At 31.9% G+C, this 18,237-nt stretch carries 15 protein-coding genes; 11 read left to right on the plus strand and 4 right to left on the minus strand.

Features of this window, described 5'->3' with window-relative positions; all coding sequences use genetic code 11:
- The first annotated feature begins 205 nt into the window (after positions 1 to 205).
- Positions 206 to 541 (plus strand): hypothetical protein, encoded by a 336-nt coding sequence (locus EP747_RS17410; protein ID WP_129691364.1) that lies wholly within the window; start codon positions 206 to 208, stop codon positions 539 to 541.
- Positions 542 to 821: 280 nt separating this feature from the next.
- Here EP747_RS17410 and EP747_RS17415 read toward each other — a convergent pair whose 3' ends face one another.
- On the minus strand, positions 822 to 3,938 hold the full coding sequence (locus EP747_RS17415; protein ID WP_129691365.1) for an efflux RND transporter permease subunit: 3,117 nt from the start codon (positions 3,936 to 3,938) through the stop codon (positions 822 to 824).
- Positions 3,939 to 4,184: 246 nt separating this feature from the next.
- On the opposite strand from EP747_RS17415, the gene EP747_RS17420 reads away from it, so the two are divergent.
- From EP747_RS17420 to EP747_RS17440, 5 genes are all read left to right on the plus strand, one after another.
- Positions 4,185 to 4,883, plus strand: coding sequence for a response regulator transcription factor (locus EP747_RS17420; protein ID WP_129691366.1), 699 nt, complete (start codon positions 4,185 to 4,187; stop codon positions 4,881 to 4,883).
- Position 4,884: 1 nt separating this feature from the next.
- A complete protein-coding gene (locus tag EP747_RS17425) occupies positions 4,885 to 6,243 on the plus strand; it encodes a sensor histidine kinase (protein ID WP_129691367.1) in 1,359 nt (452 codons plus the stop codon).
- Between the two features lie 44 nt (positions 6,244 to 6,287).
- Positions 6,288 to 7,601 (plus strand): VTT domain-containing protein, encoded by a 1,314-nt coding sequence (locus tag EP747_RS17430; protein WP_129691368.1) that lies wholly within the window; start codon positions 6,288 to 6,290, stop codon positions 7,599 to 7,601.
- Between the two features lie 42 nt (positions 7,602 to 7,643).
- The gene (locus tag EP747_RS17435) at positions 7,644 to 7,832 is read left to right on the plus strand and encodes a hypothetical protein (RefSeq protein WP_235832925.1); all 189 of its coding nucleotides are present in this window, start codon (positions 7,644 to 7,646) and stop codon (positions 7,830 to 7,832) included.
- A 251-nt stretch (positions 7,833 to 8,083) separates the two neighbouring features.
- Positions 8,084 to 8,440: an ATPase gene (locus EP747_RS17440; protein ID WP_129691369.1), complete on the plus strand. Its 357-nt coding sequence runs from the start codon at positions 8,084 to 8,086 to the stop codon at positions 8,438 to 8,440.
- A gap of 706 nt (positions 8,441 to 9,146) precedes the next feature.
- On the opposite strand, the gene bioA is transcribed toward EP747_RS17440, so the two are convergent.
- On the minus strand, positions 9,147 to 10,505 hold the full coding sequence (gene bioA, locus EP747_RS17445) for an adenosylmethionine--8-amino-7-oxononanoate transaminase (RefSeq protein WP_129691370.1): 1,359 nt from the start codon (positions 10,503 to 10,505) through the stop codon (positions 9,147 to 9,149).
- Between the two features lie 139 nt (positions 10,506 to 10,644).
- Here bioA and EP747_RS17450 point away from each other — a divergent pair, with 139 nt between their 5' ends.
- Genes EP747_RS17450 through bioB form a run of 3 tightly spaced genes read left to right on the plus strand, consistent with a single transcriptional unit; the run spans position 10,645 to position 12,917 of the window.
- The gene (locus tag EP747_RS17450; RefSeq protein ID WP_129691371.1) at positions 10,645 to 11,217 is read left to right on the plus strand and encodes a biotin transporter BioY; all 573 of its coding nucleotides are present in this window, start codon (positions 10,645 to 10,647) and stop codon (positions 11,215 to 11,217) included.
- A gap of 1 nt (position 11,218) precedes the next feature.
- Complete coding sequence (gene bioD, locus EP747_RS17455; RefSeq protein WP_165347125.1) at positions 11,219 to 11,905, plus strand: dethiobiotin synthase; 687 nt, start codon at positions 11,219 to 11,221, stop codon at positions 11,903 to 11,905.
- Positions 11,906 to 11,921: 16 nt separating this feature from the next.
- Complete coding sequence (bioB, locus tag EP747_RS17460; protein WP_129691373.1) at positions 11,922 to 12,917, plus strand: biotin synthase BioB; 996 nt, start codon at positions 11,922 to 11,924, stop codon at positions 12,915 to 12,917.
- 78 nt (positions 12,918 to 12,995) lie between these two features.
- Here bioB and pgmB read toward each other — a convergent pair whose 3' ends face one another.
- Both pgmB and EP747_RS17470 read right to left on the minus strand, forming a co-directional pair.
- The gene (gene pgmB, locus EP747_RS17465) at positions 12,996 to 13,667 is read right to left on the minus strand and encodes a beta-phosphoglucomutase (RefSeq protein WP_129691374.1); all 672 of its coding nucleotides are present in this window, start codon (positions 13,665 to 13,667) and stop codon (positions 12,996 to 12,998) included.
- A gap of 22 nt (positions 13,668 to 13,689) precedes the next feature.
- On the minus strand, positions 13,690 to 14,709 hold the full coding sequence (locus EP747_RS17470; protein ID WP_129691375.1) for a LacI family DNA-binding transcriptional regulator: 1,020 nt from the start codon (positions 14,707 to 14,709) through the stop codon (positions 13,690 to 13,692).
- A 447-nt stretch (positions 14,710 to 15,156) separates the two neighbouring features.
- Between EP747_RS17470 and EP747_RS17475 the strand changes: the two genes are divergently transcribed.
- Positions 15,157 to 16,839, plus strand: a complete 1,683-nt coding sequence (locus EP747_RS17475; RefSeq protein WP_129691376.1) for an alpha-amylase family glycosyl hydrolase — start codon at positions 15,157 to 15,159, stop codon at positions 16,837 to 16,839.
- Positions 16,840 to 16,850: 11 nt separating this feature from the next.
- Positions 16,851 to 18,137, plus strand: coding sequence for an ABC transporter substrate-binding protein (locus EP747_RS17480; protein ID WP_129691377.1), 1,287 nt, complete (start codon positions 16,851 to 16,853; stop codon positions 18,135 to 18,137).
- Positions 18,138 to 18,237 lie beyond the last annotated feature (100 nt).

Genomic DNA, 18,237 nt, shown 5'->3' on the forward strand with positions numbered 1-18,237 from the left:
AATTTAGTAATATAAGAATATTTTTATAATAAACCTATTAAAAAGTAATAACAGGGGAATATGTTTTTTATTCATACGTTAATTAATACGGGTGGATTACTGATTACTTACAGAAAATATACAAGTTTTTAATTACAACTTGTACCACTTCCTAAAATTTTGCATATATTAATATGTGATAATTTAATGATGAGGTGTGTATGGATTGAATTTCGAACAAACAAATACTACTACAGAAATAGGACAAGCTAAAGAAAAATACTTTGAAAAAAACGTCAATCGTTTGATGAAAGAGATAGTTACAAAGATCGAAATGAAGATGGCACTTGAAGAACTAAAAGTTAAACGTATTATCCAATTTGATGGTCTAGAAAATGATGAAGTTATTAAACAAGTACAAAATGACTTAACAAAAATACTAGAAGATGCAATTAAAGATATTCAACTAAAAATGAATGAAATTGAGCTTTATTTTAATTCATTAGATGAAATAAAAGGCTATTCAGTAACGAAGGAAAATTATTTTAATAAGCAAAAATAGAGTGAGAAACACTAGGTTTCTTCACTCTATTTTTTATGCAAACGATTGAGATGAATTAATCGGAAAGATATTATTTATTGTTAATTTGAATATTAATAGTAATTTGATTCTTACAATGAGAAGAAGATGATGACTTTTGTACAGCGCTTAATAATTTAGCAATTAGATCTGTACAGCAATCACATTTATGCAACTTGAATCTTTATGATTTTTTTCACCTTTTTCACAGTGACAATCGAAAAGGTAACTCTCAAAAATAAGAGTTACCTTTATAGTTTAGCTAAAACGAATTAACTTCCTCAGTTGAAATTACTTTCTTGTTTGATTGTTTTTTATGCAACCATTGATAAATAATTGGTATTACTAAAAAGCTATTTAAAGTAGAGGTGATCATCCCACCTATTACTACAATTCCTAATGTCTGTGAAATGACAGTATCACCTTGATGTGAAAATGCTAGTGGTAATAATGTTAAAATCGTTGTAGCTGCTGTAATTAAGATTGGTCTAATCCTTGAAAGACTACCGGAAATAACGGCGTCTTCAATATTCATACCGTTTTTACGATTACGTTCAATTTTATCAACTAGTACGATCCCATTTGTCACTACAATTCCAGTTAACATTAAGACCCCAATTAATGCTGCTAAATTCCACTCTCCTCCTACTAATACTAAAGAGATGACAACACCACTTAATGCTAATGGAATGCTAAATAATACCGAAACTGGAGCTCTCCAGCCCTTAAATAAGGATGAAGTAATGACCATAACTAATAGAATAGAGAAGGCTACGGCAATTGACATATCAAAAATCATTTCTTTAACTTGTTGAGTAATACCTCCCATAGAGTAACTTACTCCTTTAGGAAGAGCTTGCTTACTAATGACGTCTTCAACTTGTTTTGAAACTTTACTAATGTCATTTGAAGTAATTTGACCTGTAACGATTGAATAAGGCTCTCCATTACGTTCATTAATCGTTGAAGGCGCAGTATCTTTCGTAATAGTGGCAATTTGTTCAAGTTTGACGGTTTTATTACCACTTGTTAGAAATGTTTCATTTTTAAGCGAATTGATTACATCTTCTGGCGATGCATTTAATTGAACTCGAGTTTTTCCACTACTAATTTGATCAAGATACATATCAACTGGCAGGCTTACATGGTCAACTACAAATGTAGCGTCTTTTGCCTGTGACATATAACGATTAATTACTTTCATTACATCTGCTACTTGAATTCCATTTTGTTCAATTGCTTGTTGGTTAAATGTGATTTTGAATTTTGGAAGTCCGGATGTTAAATCTACTTTTCCATCAACACTTAGTCCATCAATTTTTACAAGTTTTGATCGCATTTGATCTGCAATTTTGTCTAGTGTAGCTTGATCAGAGCCAGCAAATATGACTTTCAATAAAGAATCATCGCCGGCAATACTTTGACTTGAAACAGTATAAGCTACATTTTTAGATAATTGTGGTAGTTGTTTTCCAAGTTCTTTAATGACTTGGTCTGAGTCCTTTTCGTTCTTTAAAACAACAGAAAGATTCGCTACATTAGGTTTTTGTAGGAAACCACCGCCTTGGTCGAATACATCATCACTTTGCGGCGTATTAGTAGATCCAAAATTAGCTATATAAGATTTTATTTTTGGATTATCTTTTAATTGATTTTCTACCTTTTGAACCTCAGAATCTACTTGCATTAATGTACTTCCTTGAGGTAATTCAAGTTTAATTGCCACTTGACCAGTTTTAGCACTTGGTAAGAATGAAACCGGTAAAAACGAACCAAATGCTACTGCGAAAATAAATAGTAAAGCTGAAATGAAAATTGTAAGTTTTTTATTCTTTAATGATGATAGTAAGATCGGTTTCATCATTGGTTCTAAAGAAACAACTTTTGTTTTCTTTGTATTATTTTTCCAACCCATTAGCGCAAGTGCTGGAATAACAAGAATTGCTACAAAGAACGATATAATTAGGGAGATAACAACAGACCATGCAAAACCGCTATATGAAGCACTAATAGCTCCACCTACAAAGGCAATTGGAATATAAACAGCAATTGTCGTCAGTGTAGATGCTAAAATTGCAGGTGTCATTTCATAAACTGCTGAACTTAATGAAAATAGTAATGATTTATCAGGATTTTGTTCTCTTTTACGGTACATATTATCAAGGATAACGATGGAATCATCAACAATACGACCCATTGCAACAATTAAACCCGAGACGGTTAGAATATTAAGTGTAATGCCCATTGATTTTAGGATAGCTGTTGTTGCTAATAAAGAAATTGGTAATGAAATTGCAATGACTAATGTTGATTTTACATTGCGGAAGAAGAAAAATACGCAAATCATTGAGAAAAGACATCCAAGTAAACCTTCACGAATTAAACCGTTTAATGAATCATTTAATTCTTTTTCACGATCTAATTGTGTTGTCAATTTTACAGTACCGTCTTTTACTTGTTGTAAGCTTTGAATTCTGTCCTTCACATCTTTTGCTACATCTGTAATATTTGCACTTTGTGTTTTAATAACATTTAATTGAACACTTGTTTTTCCATTTGTTCTTGCAATAGTTTTTACATCATTTAAAGCGTGAGTAACAGTTGCAAATGCTGAAAGTGGAACTTGTTCGCCATCTGAATTTTTGATTTTTACATCATTTAATTGTTTAACATTTAAATTCCATCCATCAAATTTAACTGGAATAGACAATTGATTTTGTAAGATAGTTCCTTCAGGTAAGGATGGAACTGATACAGCTAGGGCTTTATTTAAGTCATCTAAAGTAAGTTTATTTTTTGCTAGGTCCTTCGTTCTAACAGTTAGTACGTATCCGTCTTTTGCACCACCAAATACTGATACATCGGATACACCTGGAACTGTTTTAAGATGCTGTACAATATCCATTTGAGTTACTGATTTTAAAGTATTATCATCTAATTTATTACTAGTTAAACTGTAGGTTAATATTGGAAATGAACTAGTTGTAAGTCTAGTAACTAGAGGTTTAGATGTAATTGTCGGAGGAATATCCGCATTTTCTAAAGCTTTATTTACATCAATTTCGGCTTGTTTCATATCTGTATTCATTGGGAAATACAGACTCATAAAAACTCCACCATCATAAGAGCTAGTTTCAATATCTTGTAATCCCTCTGTTGTTCTTACAGCACTTTCAAGATTATTGGTAATATTTTGTTTTACTTGATCGGCCTGGTACATAGGTAGACGCATGCTTACTGTAAGAGTTGAATTGTTTATACCTGGTAAATAATCGCGTTGCATTTGGTAAGCTGAAATAGCACCCCAAGTTACGATCATAACGACGCAAACAATCATTAAAATTGCTCTTTGCATGGTCCCTTCTATAAATTTTTTCATCTGATACCTCCTAAGATTTTTATTATAAATTGAAAATTATTTCATAAATCAACTCCATGTCATTGTAAAATTCCTAACTGAAACTTTAATGAATAATCAATTAAAATTAGATTAAAATGAAAAAAATACGAATTAAACGTTCTATAATGGCATGTATACTAGGAACTTCTAAGACTACAATCAGTCTTAAAAAAAGAATAGAGTTTTTCGAGACACTAAAACTATTAATAGAAATAGGTGAGTTAAATGAAGAAAATCTTAATTATCGAGGATGAAGTGAATATAGCTCGTGTTTTAAAATTAGAAATAGAATATGAGGGTTATGAAGTATTGATCGAACATAATGGAAAATCTGGTTTAGAGGCGGCTTTAAGCAATAATGTCGATCTAATTTTATTAGATGTTATGTTACCTGAATTGAGTGGAATTGAAGTATTAAGAAGAATAAGAAAAACAAATCAATTTGTGCCCGTAATTTTATTAACTGCTAGAGATGCTACACATGATAAGATTATCGGACTCGATTATGGTGCAAATGATTATATTACGAAACCTTTTGAAATCGAAGAAGTATTAGCAAGAATACGTTCATGTCTAAGATCAAGTAATCTTGTTCATGAATTTAAGAAAAGCGAAGACGAAGATCCCATTTTAACGATTGAGGATTTAGTTGTTAATTTGGAAGCTAGGGAAGTAAAGAGGGATGATAAAGTCATTTCATTAACACCAAAAGAGTATGATTTATTAGTTTATCTATTAACAAATCAAAATAAAATTTTGACAAGAGAAGGCATCATAACAACCGTTTGGGGTTATGAGTATGAAGGCGAAACAAATGTTGTTGATGTGTACATTAGACATTTAAGAAAGAAAATTGAAGAGGACTTTGACGTTCCTTTAATTCGAACTATAAGAGGTGTGGGGTACACAATGAGGAAGGGTTAAGATGAAAATAACGACTAAAATAAATTTGCTAATTACTTCATGGATCTTAATCATTCTGGTTTTAATTAACGGGTTAGTTTTTTATTTGTTTATGAAAACGACTGTCAATATGGAAGAGCATGTTGTAAGTCAAAAGGCTCATGAAATCTTAAAAAAACAGGATATTCCTATAACATTGAAGATGAATGAAGAGGCATTATATCCATTTATGTCTAATCATTCTTATATTCGAATCATTGATCCAAAATCAAAAATTGTGACAGAAGTTAGTAATGATAAACTACTGAATCGCATTAAACCTAAGTTCACTAGAAAAGAAGAAACAAAGCTAATTCCTTTTAGTGAGCATCAAAATATAGTCGTACGTGTACCAATTTTACAAGACCAAAAAGTAATTGGAACCCTAGAAATTGGAGAGTTGTTAGTAGGGCTTGAAGGTCGGAAAGATATGCTATTAACAATAATGGCAATCGTTACTGGTGTTTCTGCTATTTTATCAATGATGGCTGGAAGATGGTTAACACGTATCATAATGAACCCAATTACTTCTATGATAACGACGATGGAAGATATTGAAAAAAGTGGAGTTCCAAAAAAGATTTTAATAAAAAATGAAACAAAAGATGAATTACACAAAATGGCAAGCACGTTTAATCGAATGATTAGTAGGCTTCAAGACAACATCGAAAAACAGAAACAGTTTGTTTCAGATGCATCACACGAGTTAAAGACTCCTATTACGGTTATTAGTAGCTTTGCTAACTTATTAAGAAGACGTGGTTTTAAAAATGAGGAAATGGCGACAGAAGCAATTGAGACGATTTATTCTGAAGCCAACCGTATGCAAGATTTAACAAAAACATTATTAACTTTAGCAGAATCGGAACATTTAAAGAATATCGAAATGAATCCAGTAAATCTAGTTACTTTGTGTAATTCAACTCTAGTACAACTGCAAAATGTGTATAAACGAGAAATTTCTTTACACTCAGAAAAGCAGAAAATATTTATTAAAGGAAATGAGCTTAAAATTAAACAAGTTATTATTATCTTTTTAGATAATGCTATAAAATACAGTGCTGAAAAAATAGAAGTATATATTAGTTGTACAAGTGAAGCTGCTATTCTTCAAATAAAAGATTATGGAATAGGAATTCGAGAGGAAGAATTAGAAAATATTTTCGAACGATTTTATCGAGTTGATAAAGCACGTAGTCGTGGAGTTAGTGGTGGCACTGGACTTGGTCTTTCAATTGCTAAGAATATAATTAACTTGCATAACGGAAAAATTAATATTAAAAGTGTTGAAAATGTAGGAACAGAAGTAGAGATAGTATTTCCATTAGATGAGATTAGGTGAAAATAATTAGTACATTATAGAGTCTTGAAAATTGAGGTCTTAATATGAATGAAATCATCCATTTATTAAATGAATATGGCTATATCATCTTATTTTTATCATTGATGTTGGAATTGATCATAGTTCCAATTCCGAATGAAGCATTGATGAGTTATGTAGGTGTTTTATGTTTTCATGGGAAAATGAATATTGTATTATCTATTATTTCTGCCGGGCTTGGAGGAGTAGCTGGGGTAACCATTTCTTATTGGTTAGGATATAAACTTGGTACACCATTTTTTCGTAAGTTTGGACACTATATCCATATGGGCCCAGAAAAGATCGAGAAGATGTCAAAATGGTATGAAAAGTATGGGAAGGTATTATTGCTAGTATCATTCTTTATTCCGGGGATTAGACATTTCGCAAGCATTATTTCTGGAATCATTAAATTACCATATCGATCCTTTGCTATTTTTTCCTATATAGGTGTCTTTCTTTGGATTGGAACCTTTATTTGGTTAGGACAGGCCATGGGACCTAAATGGGATATCTATCAAGTAGAAATTAAAAAGTGGTTAGTATTGGGTAGCATATTATTAGGATTTATAGTGCTCGCTTTTTTTATTGTTAAAGCAAATAAGGAAATAATTAAAGAGTCATTACTATTAATTTTTGAATCAAGTTTCAAGAGATTTAAAAGCTTCATGAAAATAAAATTGATCATCTTAATCTGTTTAATTTTTTTCGTTACGTTTTTTATCTTAATGGTCGGGTTAATTCAAGACACAATTAGCAATGAATTTGATAAATTCAATTCCGTATTCAAGACCATTGTTTTTAGTTTATTTAATCAACATTGGCATGGAAGTATGAATTTTATTTATTCATTATCGACTTGGAAGGTTTTAATGACGATTTCGCTAGCTACAATCTTAGTGATACTGATAAATAACAAAAATAAATGGCTAGAATTGCTCTTTTTTATCGCTAGTTTAGCGGGGATTCTTGTACTATCCATAGGGATTCCTTGGATGTTCAACTTTATGCTAGGAGGTAATGTAAGTAAAAACTTTCCTAATGAAAAGTCTATGTTAATTTTGACAGTATTAGGTTACTTCATTATTATGTTAATTCGACACAACAAAGCTTATTTACTTAATATCGTAATGTTCTTCAGTTTTATATTTGTTGTTTTACTATTTTCTATAAGCAGCGTCTATTTGCACCACTTATTGCCTAGTGACATTGCTGCTGGATTTGTATTCAGTTCAGTTTGGTTAAGTGGAATCATATTCTCGCTGGAGTTGTTTCGTTTTGTATCACTGTTAAAAGAGAATATGCGTGCGGAAAAATTGTTAAAAACACAAATTGAATAAATCAGTATCTTCCTTGAAAATTATTCCAGGAGGTTGAAGATTATGAGGAGCAAGAATATTTGGGTATTAAGTTTGGTCAGCTTTTTTACAGACATGGGTACTTACATGGTAACACCTTTAATCCCCATTATTCTTTCAGCTTCAGGACCGTTCATAATTGGGGTTATTGATGGCTTATCAGAAAGCTTAGCTAGTCTGTTGAAATTTTATTCCGGTACTCGATCAGATTGACTTAAAAGTAGAAAACAGTTGGCGATTTTCGGATATGGATTGATGACTTTGGAAACAGAAAACCGATTAAGGTTTTCTGTTTTTTTATGTTGTGAAAATATCTTTGATTCGTCCAACCAAACAATTTAAAGAGATTTCCTTATTTTAAGTAGATTGAACATTCTGTTTAGAACATTTAATAGAGTATTGAATACTATGTAATTGTAATCTACTAGCTTCTAATCTATTAATCCGTTGGAGGTGAATTTTAATTGGCATTTACAACTGGTCCAATTGAAAATGTAGGAAATCAACCTAGCAATGCAACTAACGCTCGGGTTAAGATCCTCAATCGAACTGCTGGCCGACTTACTGGAGTAGTCAGATCTTTTAGACTTAATGGTACGAGAACTTTAATCCAACAACAAAGCTTTAACGTGGCACCGAATGCATCCACTTTTTTAACCCTCAGTTTAATTCATCCAATTTTGGGACGAGCAGCTCAATATGAAGTTGAGATTGTTCCTGATCAAAACGGTGGATTATTCTCTGTTTACGGAAGAACTGCTAACAATTTAATTATCACTGCACAACGAGTTTTGAATTCAGAATTAACGCAGTTTCCTTAGTTGATCCGTAGATTAGAAATATTAATCTCTTATAGCCATTAGAAAATAAAAACAGAAAAACTATTATAAGAGTTTTTCTGTTTTTTTAATGATGGATTAAGTATTCTCAAGCCATTCTAACTCAAACTTTAAAAGATTTACAAATTTATCATACAACAACGTTAAGAAGGAGTTATTTGAACGAAGCCAACCGGTATTGTAGAAGGTTCTACATCTATTAACGGAATAGAAACAGTTTGTCCATTCAAAATAGAAGCTTCATTTTTTAAGGAAATACATGTATCAAATGTGACCGCCAATTCCTCAATTATGGCACCTCTTATAACTTCTAAATTATTAGTGACCAATAATACATTTAATGGAAAATCCTTTAAGTACTCGGAAAAAGAGTTTACATAATCATCATTTTACAGTACAAAATTTTCATCTTTTAAGTCACTAATTGTTACCGAATCTTTTAAAGCTAAACGAGAGGCCTTACTAGCGCAAATATGAATAGGGCTCCTCAGTATAACTTCTGACTGAACTTTTTTTTATATCCTTCGTTAAATAATCTTGAAATTGAATTAAGCCAAAATCATATTTTTGTTTTATTACACCTTCCACGATATCTTTAGACCCTTTTTCTACTACTCTTAGAGAGACATTTGGATGCTCCTTTTTAAAAGTAGAAATTTGATTTTAAGACTTAGATTAGGTGACTAGTTTACATTTCTGTAATATCAGAAATAGCGCGATAAAGAATGTCTAACATTTCGTCAAGCTCTGATTCCTTTGAAGCTAATGGAGGCATAAATACAATAACATTTCCAAGGGGACGGGTGAGTAGTCCAAGCTCTTTTGCTCTTTTGGTTACTTTCACACCAATTCGTTCGTTCCAATGGAAAGCTTCTTTAGTATCCTTAGATTTTACTAGTTCAATTCCAATCATCAAGCCACTTTGACGTATATCTCCAACATGTTTTAACTCATTAAATTGCATCAGTTTCTCTTGGACATAAGACGAGATTTTTTCGACATGTTGTAATAATTTCGTTTTATTAAATAAATCTAGATTCGCTAATGCAACAGCGCATCCAAGGGGATTGCCTGTATAACTGTGACCATGAAAGAAAGTTTTTTGTTCTTCGTACGTACCTAAAAATGCTTCATAAATTCTGTTTGTCGTTAAAGTTGCTGCTACTGGTAAATAGCCACCAGTTAACCCTTTTCCGCAAGTTAAAATATCTGGTGTAACTCCTTCTAGCTCACAAGCAAACATTTTACCGGTTCGACCAAATCCTGTTGCAACTTCATCAGCTATTAACAATACATCATACTTTATGCATAATTCCTGTATTGCTTTTAAATACCCCTTTGGCATGACAATAATACCACTTGCTCCTTGAACAATTGGTTCAATAATTAATGCCGCAATTGAATTGGCCTTTTCGATGAATAAATTTTCAACCTCGTTTAAATAGGAATTTATTATTTCTTCTTCAGTTCCCACATGTTTTGAACGATAAAGATGTGGATAGGAAACCTTTATGCTTGGAAACAGTAACTCATTATATGCTTGATGATATAAATCGATTGTTCCTACTGACACTGCTCCGATTGTATCCCCATGATAAGCTTCCTTCATCGTAACAAAAGTATTTTTATTGAATCTACCTTTGTTTCGCCAATATTGATAGGCCATTTTAATCGCAATTTCAACTGAGGTTGCTCCCGAGTCTGAATAAAAAACTTTCTCTAAGCCGTTAGGAGAAATTTCGACTAGTCTCTCTGCTAATAGAATGGCAGGTATATTGGCCATTCCTAGAAGTGTTGAATGGGCAACCTTCTTTAATTGTTCATGAATTGCTTCATTTAATTCTTGAATATTATGACCATGAACATTTAACCAAATAGAGGATACACCATCGTAATATTCATTGCCTAATACATCATATAATTTTCGATCTTTACCATGTGAAATAATTAGCGGATCTTCGTTTATATAATCCTTCATTTGGGTAAATGGGTGCCAAAGATACTGTTTATTTTTAATAGATAATTCTTGATAGAGTTCATGATTCATATATGTTCCCCCTTGTCTTGTATGTTAACCTAAATTTATAGTTTGGTTGACATATATTTCAATTGCATGTTAATTTAATTTTGTTAGTTTGTCAAATTTTGCTAATTTGTCAAACTCATAAACTAATAGGGGGGATACGATGCAAAATAGGACATTATCATTAACAGTAATATCATTATTTGCCTCGCTAACATCGATTGGGGCCTTTATAAAGATTCCTTTACCAGTGATTCCTTTTACGCTTCAAATACTTTTCGTATTTTTAGCGGGCTGCCTTTTAGGAAGTAAAAAAGGGATGATGAGTCAATTACTGTATGTTGGAATTGGATTAATCGGAATACCAGTATTTGCTTCAGGTGGTGGACCTGAATATGTTTTAAAACCAACATTTGGGTACCTAATCGGTTTCATTATTGCTGCGTTTGTAATTGGATCGATCGTTGAAAAAACAAGGAAACCAAAACTTAAGAATTTTATTTTAGCTAATGTAATAGGGCTATTGATTGTTTATATTTTAGGCATTACATATGTATACATTTCATTAAACACTTGGTTAGGTAGTCCCGTTTCATTAAAAGAAGTTCTAATGATGGGACTCGTATATAGTATTGGGCAAGATTTGTTACTAGCTGTTTTTGGAGGAGTACTGGCGGTGCGCCTACATTCTCATTTTGCAAAAGCTAGAGAAAATGAAAAAAAGGTGGCTGCTTAAGATGGGAAAAGGATATTTTGTTACTGGTATTGATACGAATATTGGAAAAACTTATGTAACTGCTCAAATGGTGGATTGTTTACGGAACAAAGGAATCGATGCAATTCCTTATAAGCCAATTCAAAGTGGAGTAGTCAATATTAACAATACGGTCATAGGGGAAGACGTAGCATTTTATAAAGAGAAACTAAAACTGACAGAAGAGCATGAATACTACAGTACGTACACAATGAAAACACCGGTCTCACCACATTTAGCTAGTAAACTAGAAGATGTTTTTATTGATGAACAAGTTATTTTAGAAAAATATAAGTTATTAGAAAATAAGCATGATGTTGTTTTTGTTGAAGGAGCGGGTGGAGTTGCGGTTCCGTTAAAAGAAAATTTTGGAACGATTGATTTAATAAAACGATTAAACTTACCAGTAATCCTTGTTACATCATTAAAGCTAGGAACAATTAATCATACTGTATTAACAACCGAATATTTAAAATCACACCAAATTAATCTAATGGGATTATTAATTAATAAAGTACCATCAGTTATGGGTGAAATGGAAAAAGATAATTTAGTTATGCTAGAAAAATTAACAGGTCATGACATTCTTGGAGTCATACCGGAGCAGACGGATTTCTTTACAGAAAAATCTATTTTAGAATTTCAGCAATTATTAACGAAAAATCAATGAAATGGTGAGTGATCATATGAATTGGACTAAATTAGCGCAAGAGGTTATTCTAGGTAAAGAAATTTCTGATGAGGAAGCTTTAAGCATATTGTCATGTGACGATGATGAGTTACTTTCACTTTTAAATGGTGCATTTATCATTAGGAAACATTATTATGGAAAAAAAGTTAAACTTAATATGATTATTAATGCTAAAAGTGGTTATTGTCCTGAGGATTGCGGCTATTGTTCCCAGTCTTCGATTTCTAATGCACCTATTGAGAAATATCCTTTTCTATCTAAAGAAGAAATTCTTGATGGGGCAAAGCGTGCTTTTGAATTAAAAGCAGGGACATATTGCATTGTTGCAAGTGGGCGCGGACCAACGAATCGAGATGTAAATGTAGTAACTGATGCTGTTAAGGAAATTAAAGAATTATATGGTATGAAAGTATGTGCTTGCTTAGGGATTATTAAAGATCATCAAGCAAATGAGCTTAAAGAAGCGGGTGTTGATCGATATAATCATAATTTAAATACATCAGCAGAGCACCATAATTATATTACCACAACTCATACATATCAGGATCGAATCGATACCGTTGAGAAAGTTAAACAGTCAGGTATATCTCCGTGTTCCGGAGCCATTATTGGGATGAAGGAAACAAAACATGATGTTATTTCGATCGCGAGGTCATTACATAAATTGGATGCGGATTCCATTCCGGTAAACTTTTTACATGCTATTAATGGAACAAAACTAGAAGGCGTGAACGAATTAAATCCACGTTATTGTTTGAAAGTATTGGCACTATTCCGGTTTATAAATCCAACGAAAGAAATTCGAATTTCTGGAGGACGTGAAGTAAATCTGCGTAGTTTACAACCACTAGGACTTTATGCTGCAAATAGTATATTCATAGGTGATTATTTGACAACGGAGGGGCAGGAAACAAATAGTGACCATGCAATGCTAGAAGATTTGGGGTTTGAGATTGAGTTGGTTGGAAAACAAGAAAAGATATTCTCATAATAAAAAAACGAAAACCTAGAAAATGAAAATCAGGTTTTCGTTTTTTTATTATTAATTAATCAAAATGCTACTTTGGTATTAAACTGTTAAATACTTATCAATAATACGATTAAGTTCTAATTCTTCAGTTGATGATAAAACTAGGTTAGCATGGCCTAAGATTGCAGCATCTCCAATCGCAACTGAGTACATATTAGCCGAGTTAATCGCGTCTACACCAGCTGCCGCGTCCTCCACACCGATGCAGTTCTCAGGTTTAGCAGAAACTGCTTCGGCAGCTTTTAAAAATACTTCAGGATCTGGCTTAGAATTAATGACTGTTGCAGCGTCAACGATATGGTCAAAATAATCAATAATGCCTAAAGCTTTAACGACCATTAATGCATTTTTTGAAGCAGATGCCATTGAAATTTTAATACCAGCTTCTTTAATTTGCTTTAAAAATGATTCAATGCCGGGTAATAAGTCTTTTTCAGATATATTGCGAATTAGTTCTACATATTGTGCATTCTTTTTTGTTGCTAAATCATTTTTTTCGCTTTCAGTGAAATCATTTTGTCGGTTTCCTAATGTTAGGATTCTTTCTAATGAATCTGTTCGGCTTACACCTTTTAATGTTTCATTAAATTCACGATCAAAAGGAATTCCTAAGTCTTCACCTAACTTTTTCCACGCTAAATAATGAAATTCAGCAGTATCAGTAATTACACCGTCTAAATCAAAAATAAATGCTTCAACTTGTTTTTTCAAAATGGTACCTCCATAATTTCATTCAATTTAATTTCGCTACTGATTTTCGTTCGACTAGCTTTGTTGGAACAATAATGTGCTCTGATTTTTTAGGTATATTTTTTATTCGCTTAAAAAGTAAGTCTGTAGCAATTTCACCAAGCTTCATAACAGGAATTTCAATCCCTGTTAAAGGTGGCGAGAATAATGGTGAAAAAATCCCATTATTATATCCTATAACTGATACATCTTTCGGTATGGATATTCCTAACTTTGCAGTTGTATTATAAAGTCCAATCACTTTCAGGTCATCTATTGCAAAAATTGCTGTAGGTAAATCTTTAGATTTCAAAAGTGATTCTGAAACTTCGTATGCCCTTTCCATTGTATATCCACTATCAATAATTCGATCAGGTCGAAGAGGAATTCCATTATCAATTAAACATTTTTTATATCCTTCCAGTCTGTCAATTGATACATGGTAATCGAGAGAAGAATGTAGACAGGCAATGTCAGTATGTCCTTGATTGATTAAGTGTTGGACTAATTGATAACTATCATTAAAATTATCAGTATCCACTGAATAAATATGTTGATAGTTTCCTTCTACTCTTCCAATAACGACTACTGGAATTTTATATTTATCTAATTCTTTGAAAAAGTCCTCATTTGCAGGTGAACTCAGCATTAGAATTCCTTTAATCATTTTCCCACGAATCTTCTCGATACACTTATTTAACTCATCTTTGCTATTTTTAGATGTTTGGATAATGACATCGAAATTTTCTACTTCTGATCTCGTTGAAATAGAGTGAATAATTTCAGAGAAAAATGTGTTTCCGGCAGTTGTTTTCGTAGAACGGGACATTACCAAGATTGCATCAAAGCCTGATGATGTAAGAGCCCTAGCTAATTTATTAGGTTGGTAATTTAACTCTTCAATTGCCTTCATCACTCGTATACGGCTTTCTTCTGAAATATTATCTTTATTATTAAGTACTCGAGATACAGTGGACTTTGAAACGTTAGCCACGCGAGCAATATCGTAAATTGTTGGGCCCATTTGTATTCTCCTCTTTGTTTTCTGAAGTTATTTCATAAAAACGTTTTCATTTTTAATTTTTTAAATGATTCTTTAATTTAAGAATAAAACGCAGGGTTATAGTTATACTAAAATAGTGTTGTAGATAAATTTATTTAGGAGCGAGTACGAAAATTTTTCGTAATTATAAATGATAGTATCGAGTTTTCTATTATTTTTGTCAAGACTATAGACAAAATACTGATAGGTAAATAATGTTACCTTATCTATCGTTAGCACTTTATATGAATAGTGATTGTTTTAAATCTATGATTAAAATGTTTAATGTGACATATTTTTCAAAAAAATATCATATTTTCATAAAGTTTTTAAATTGACAGTAAGCGCTTTCTATAATATATTGATTGTGGGAGCGGTACCAAGGAAATTTCACATCTCTGTGGGAGCGATACCACAAGGAGGAATCTTATGAGTAAAATTAAAGAAAGATTAGCCTATATTTATGAAAACAAAGACATTGATCAACTTTATAGTGCAATCGTAAATCGCATTGAAGAAGCTAAAATAAAAATTACGAAAAAAAGAAAACAAAATTGGGACGAGTCAGATGTAGTTTTAATTACTTACGGTGATCAGTTCCAAGAAGAGGGAAAACCAACATTAGAAACATTTAAAAAAATGTTTGATGAACATTTAGCAAATAAATTTGAACTTGTTCATATTTTACCTTTTTATCCTTATACATCTGATGATGGTTTTTCAGTAGTTGATTATAAAAAAGTAAATCCAGAATTAGGCGATTGGTCACATATCGAGAGCTTATCAAAATCAGCAAGAATAATGTTTGATTATGTATGTAATCATATCTCTAGTAAGAGTGAGTGGTTCCAAGGCTATTTGAACAATGATCCAAAATATAATGATTACTTCATTGAAATGGATCCCTCAAATGATTTAAGCTCAGTAACTAGACCTAGAGCACTTCCATTGCTATCAAAGTTTAAATTAGCGAATGGTGAGGAAAAATACATTTGGACAACATTTAGTGATGATCAAATTGATTTAAATTTTAGTAATCCACAAGTTTTACTAGATATGATTGATGTTTTACTATTTTACCTTGAACAAGGAGCAGAATATGTAAGACTTGATGCAGTAGGATATATGTGGAAAGAAGTTGGTACTTCATGTATCCATCTTGAAAAAACACATGAAATCGTGAAATTATTCCGTGACTTATTAGATGAGGCAGCAAAAGGTACAGTAATGATTACTGAAACGAATGTACCTCATTTAGATAATATTTCTTACTTTGGTAACGGACATGATGAAGCACATATGGTTTACCAATTTCCATTACCTCCATTAGTTTTATATTCACTTCATAAAGGGAATGGTAGTGTACTAACAAATTGGGCAAAAAATCTAGAAGGTTCTGGAGAAGATACAACTTTTTTCAACTTCTTAGCTTCACATGATGGAATTGGTTTAAATCCGATTCGTGGAATTATCCCTGAAGAAGAAATTCTTTCGTTAGTAGAAGATTTAAAGGTAGAAGGAGCATTAGTAAATTATAAGAAGAATTCAGATGGTACTGAAAGTCCATATGAAATAAATGTAACTTATTTAGATGCTTTAAATAAACAATCTACAAGTGATGATATAAGAGTAAAAAGATTCTTGTTAGCGCATTCAATCTTATTAACATTCCAAGGCGTACCGGCTATTTACATCCAAAGTATGTTAGGTTCTAGAAATGATTATGCGGGTGTTGAAAAAACTGGAATGAATCGCTCAATTAATCGTCAAAAATATGCACTTGATACGATTGAAAAGGAATTAATGGAAGAAGGTTCATTAAGAAATAAAGTTTTCACAGAACTTACAAAAATTATCCAAGTACGTAAAGAAGAAAAACTATTTAATCCTGATGTAAAAATGGAAGTACTTGAAGTAAATGAAAATGTATTTGCGATCAAACGTATTAATGAAGAGGATAGTGTTGTAATTCTTCATAACCTATCAAATGAGCAAGCGAACTGCGATTTAAACGGAAAATTTATGAATATTATTACGGGAAATGTTGAAGAATTTAATGAAAACATTACTTTAAATCCATATGAATTCCTTTGGTTAAAACCTTTAAAATAGGAGGCAGAACAATGAAAAAAGTATTAAGTATGTTCTTAGTTTTAATGTTAGCTGTTGGATTAACAGCGTGTGGTGGGAAAAAAGAGAATGGTAAAGTAACGATTGAATTTATGCATTCTTCTGTTGAACAAGAGAGATTAGCAGTAATTACTGATTTAATTTCTAAATTTGAAAAAGCAAACCCAAATATTACAGTAAAGCAAGTTCCAGTTGAGGAAGATTCTTACAATACGAAAGTTGTAACTTTGGCAAGCTCAGGCAAGCTTCCAGCGGTTATTGAAGTTGGACAGGACTATGCAAAAGTTATGGACAAGGACGAATTAATTGATAAAGATGCAGTTAAATCAATTATCTCTAAAGTTGGAGAAGATAAGTATTATGAAGGTGCGTTAAAGCTTTTAAAAACTGAGGACGGCAAAAATTATACTGGTGTTCCAATTAGTGGTTGGGTACAAGGAATTTGGTATAACAAGCAAATGCTTGCTGACAAAGGATTCGCAGAACCTAAAAATTGGGATGATGTTTTAAAGATTGCAAAGGCATTTACGAATAGTGGAAGTAAAAAATACGGTATTGCAATTCCAACTGCTGAAGGTGGTTTTTCTGAACAAGCCTTCTCACAATTTGCTTTATCAAACAATGCAAATATGTTCGATAGCAAAGGTGATTTAACATTAAATACACCTGAAATGAAAGAAGCTTTAAACTACTATAAAGAATTATCAAAATATACAATGCCAGGTTCTAATGATGTTACAGAAGTAAAAGATGCTTTCATGAATGGATCTGCTCCAATGGCTGTTTATTCTACTTATATTCTTCCTTCAGTATATGAAGAAGGTAAAACAAACAATATTGGATTTGTAATTCCAACTGAAAAATCACCAGCAGTTTATGGAACAGTATCTGCTTACACGATTTCTTCTGGTTTAGATGATGACCAAAAAGCTGCAGCAGAAAAATTAGTAGAGTTTATGGCAAAACCTGAAAATAATACGAAATTAGTATTAATGTCTCCAGGTGGATCTCAACCAGTAAATAAAGAAGTAACAGAAAGCAAAGAATATAAAGAAAATAAAGTTGTAAATTCATTTGGTGAGCTTTCAACTGAAATCGCAAGCGCTTTTGATAACATTCAAGTATTTGGTCTTGTTGATAACAAGAACTTCTTAAAAATGGGTGATGTTACAAGTTCAGGAGCAGTTGCTAAGTTAATTAATGATGTGACTGTTGGTGGAAAAAGCGTAGATTCTGCAATTAAAGAAGCTGGAGAAAAATTAAAAGGTGTAATAAAATAGATACCTTTAATTCAATTTACCTAGTAATAATTATTTGATTTACTGAAAGTTGTTTACTAAGAACGAACGCTTGAAAAGCAAGCTAAGTTGCTTTTTAAAC

The organism is Gottfriedia acidiceleris (assembly GCF_004138285.1).
Classification (GTDB): domain Bacteria; phylum Bacillota; class Bacilli; order Bacillales; family Bacillaceae_G; genus Gottfriedia; species Gottfriedia acidiceleris_A.

What these genes read in the sequence shown, in the direction of transcription:
- EP747_RS17470 (WP_129691375.1), bottom strand. Translation starts at nt 14,709, where the DNA reads ATGGGCCCAACAATTTACGATATTGCTCGCGTGGCTAACGTTTCAAAG.
- EP747_RS17425 (WP_129691367.1), top strand. Translation starts at nt 4,885, where the DNA reads ATGAAAATAACGACTAAAATAAATTTGCTAATTACTTCATGGATCTTA.
- EP747_RS17430 (WP_129691368.1), top strand. Translation starts at nt 6,288, where the DNA reads ATGAATGAAATCATCCATTTATTAAATGAATATGGCTATATCATCTTA.
- EP747_RS17480 (WP_129691377.1), top strand. Translation starts at nt 16,851, where the DNA reads ATGAAAAAAGTATTAAGTATGTTCTTAGTTTTAATGTTAGCTGTTGGA.
- EP747_RS17420 (WP_129691366.1), top strand. Translation starts at nt 4,185, where the DNA reads ATGAAGAAAATCTTAATTATCGAGGATGAAGTGAATATAGCTCGTGTT.
- EP747_RS17450 (WP_129691371.1), top strand. Translation starts at nt 10,645, where the DNA reads ATGCAAAATAGGACATTATCATTAACAGTAATATCATTATTTGCCTCG.
- EP747_RS17415 (WP_129691365.1), bottom strand. Translation starts at nt 3,938, where the DNA reads ATGAAAAAATTTATAGAAGGGACCATGCAAAGAGCAATTTTAATGATT.
- bioB (WP_129691373.1), top strand. Translation starts at nt 11,922, where the DNA reads ATGAATTGGACTAAATTAGCGCAAGAGGTTATTCTAGGTAAAGAAATT.
- EP747_RS17435 (WP_235832925.1), top strand. Translation starts at nt 7,644, where the DNA reads ATGAGGAGCAAGAATATTTGGGTATTAAGTTTGGTCAGCTTTTTTACA.
- bioD (WP_165347125.1), top strand. Translation starts at nt 11,219, where the DNA reads ATGGGAAAAGGATATTTTGTTACTGGTATTGATACGAATATTGGAAAA.
- bioA (WP_129691370.1), bottom strand. Translation starts at nt 10,505, where the DNA reads ATGAATCATGAACTCTATCAAGAATTATCTATTAAAAATAAACAGTAT.
- EP747_RS17475 (WP_129691376.1), top strand. Translation starts at nt 15,157, where the DNA reads ATGAGTAAAATTAAAGAAAGATTAGCCTATATTTATGAAAACAAAGAC.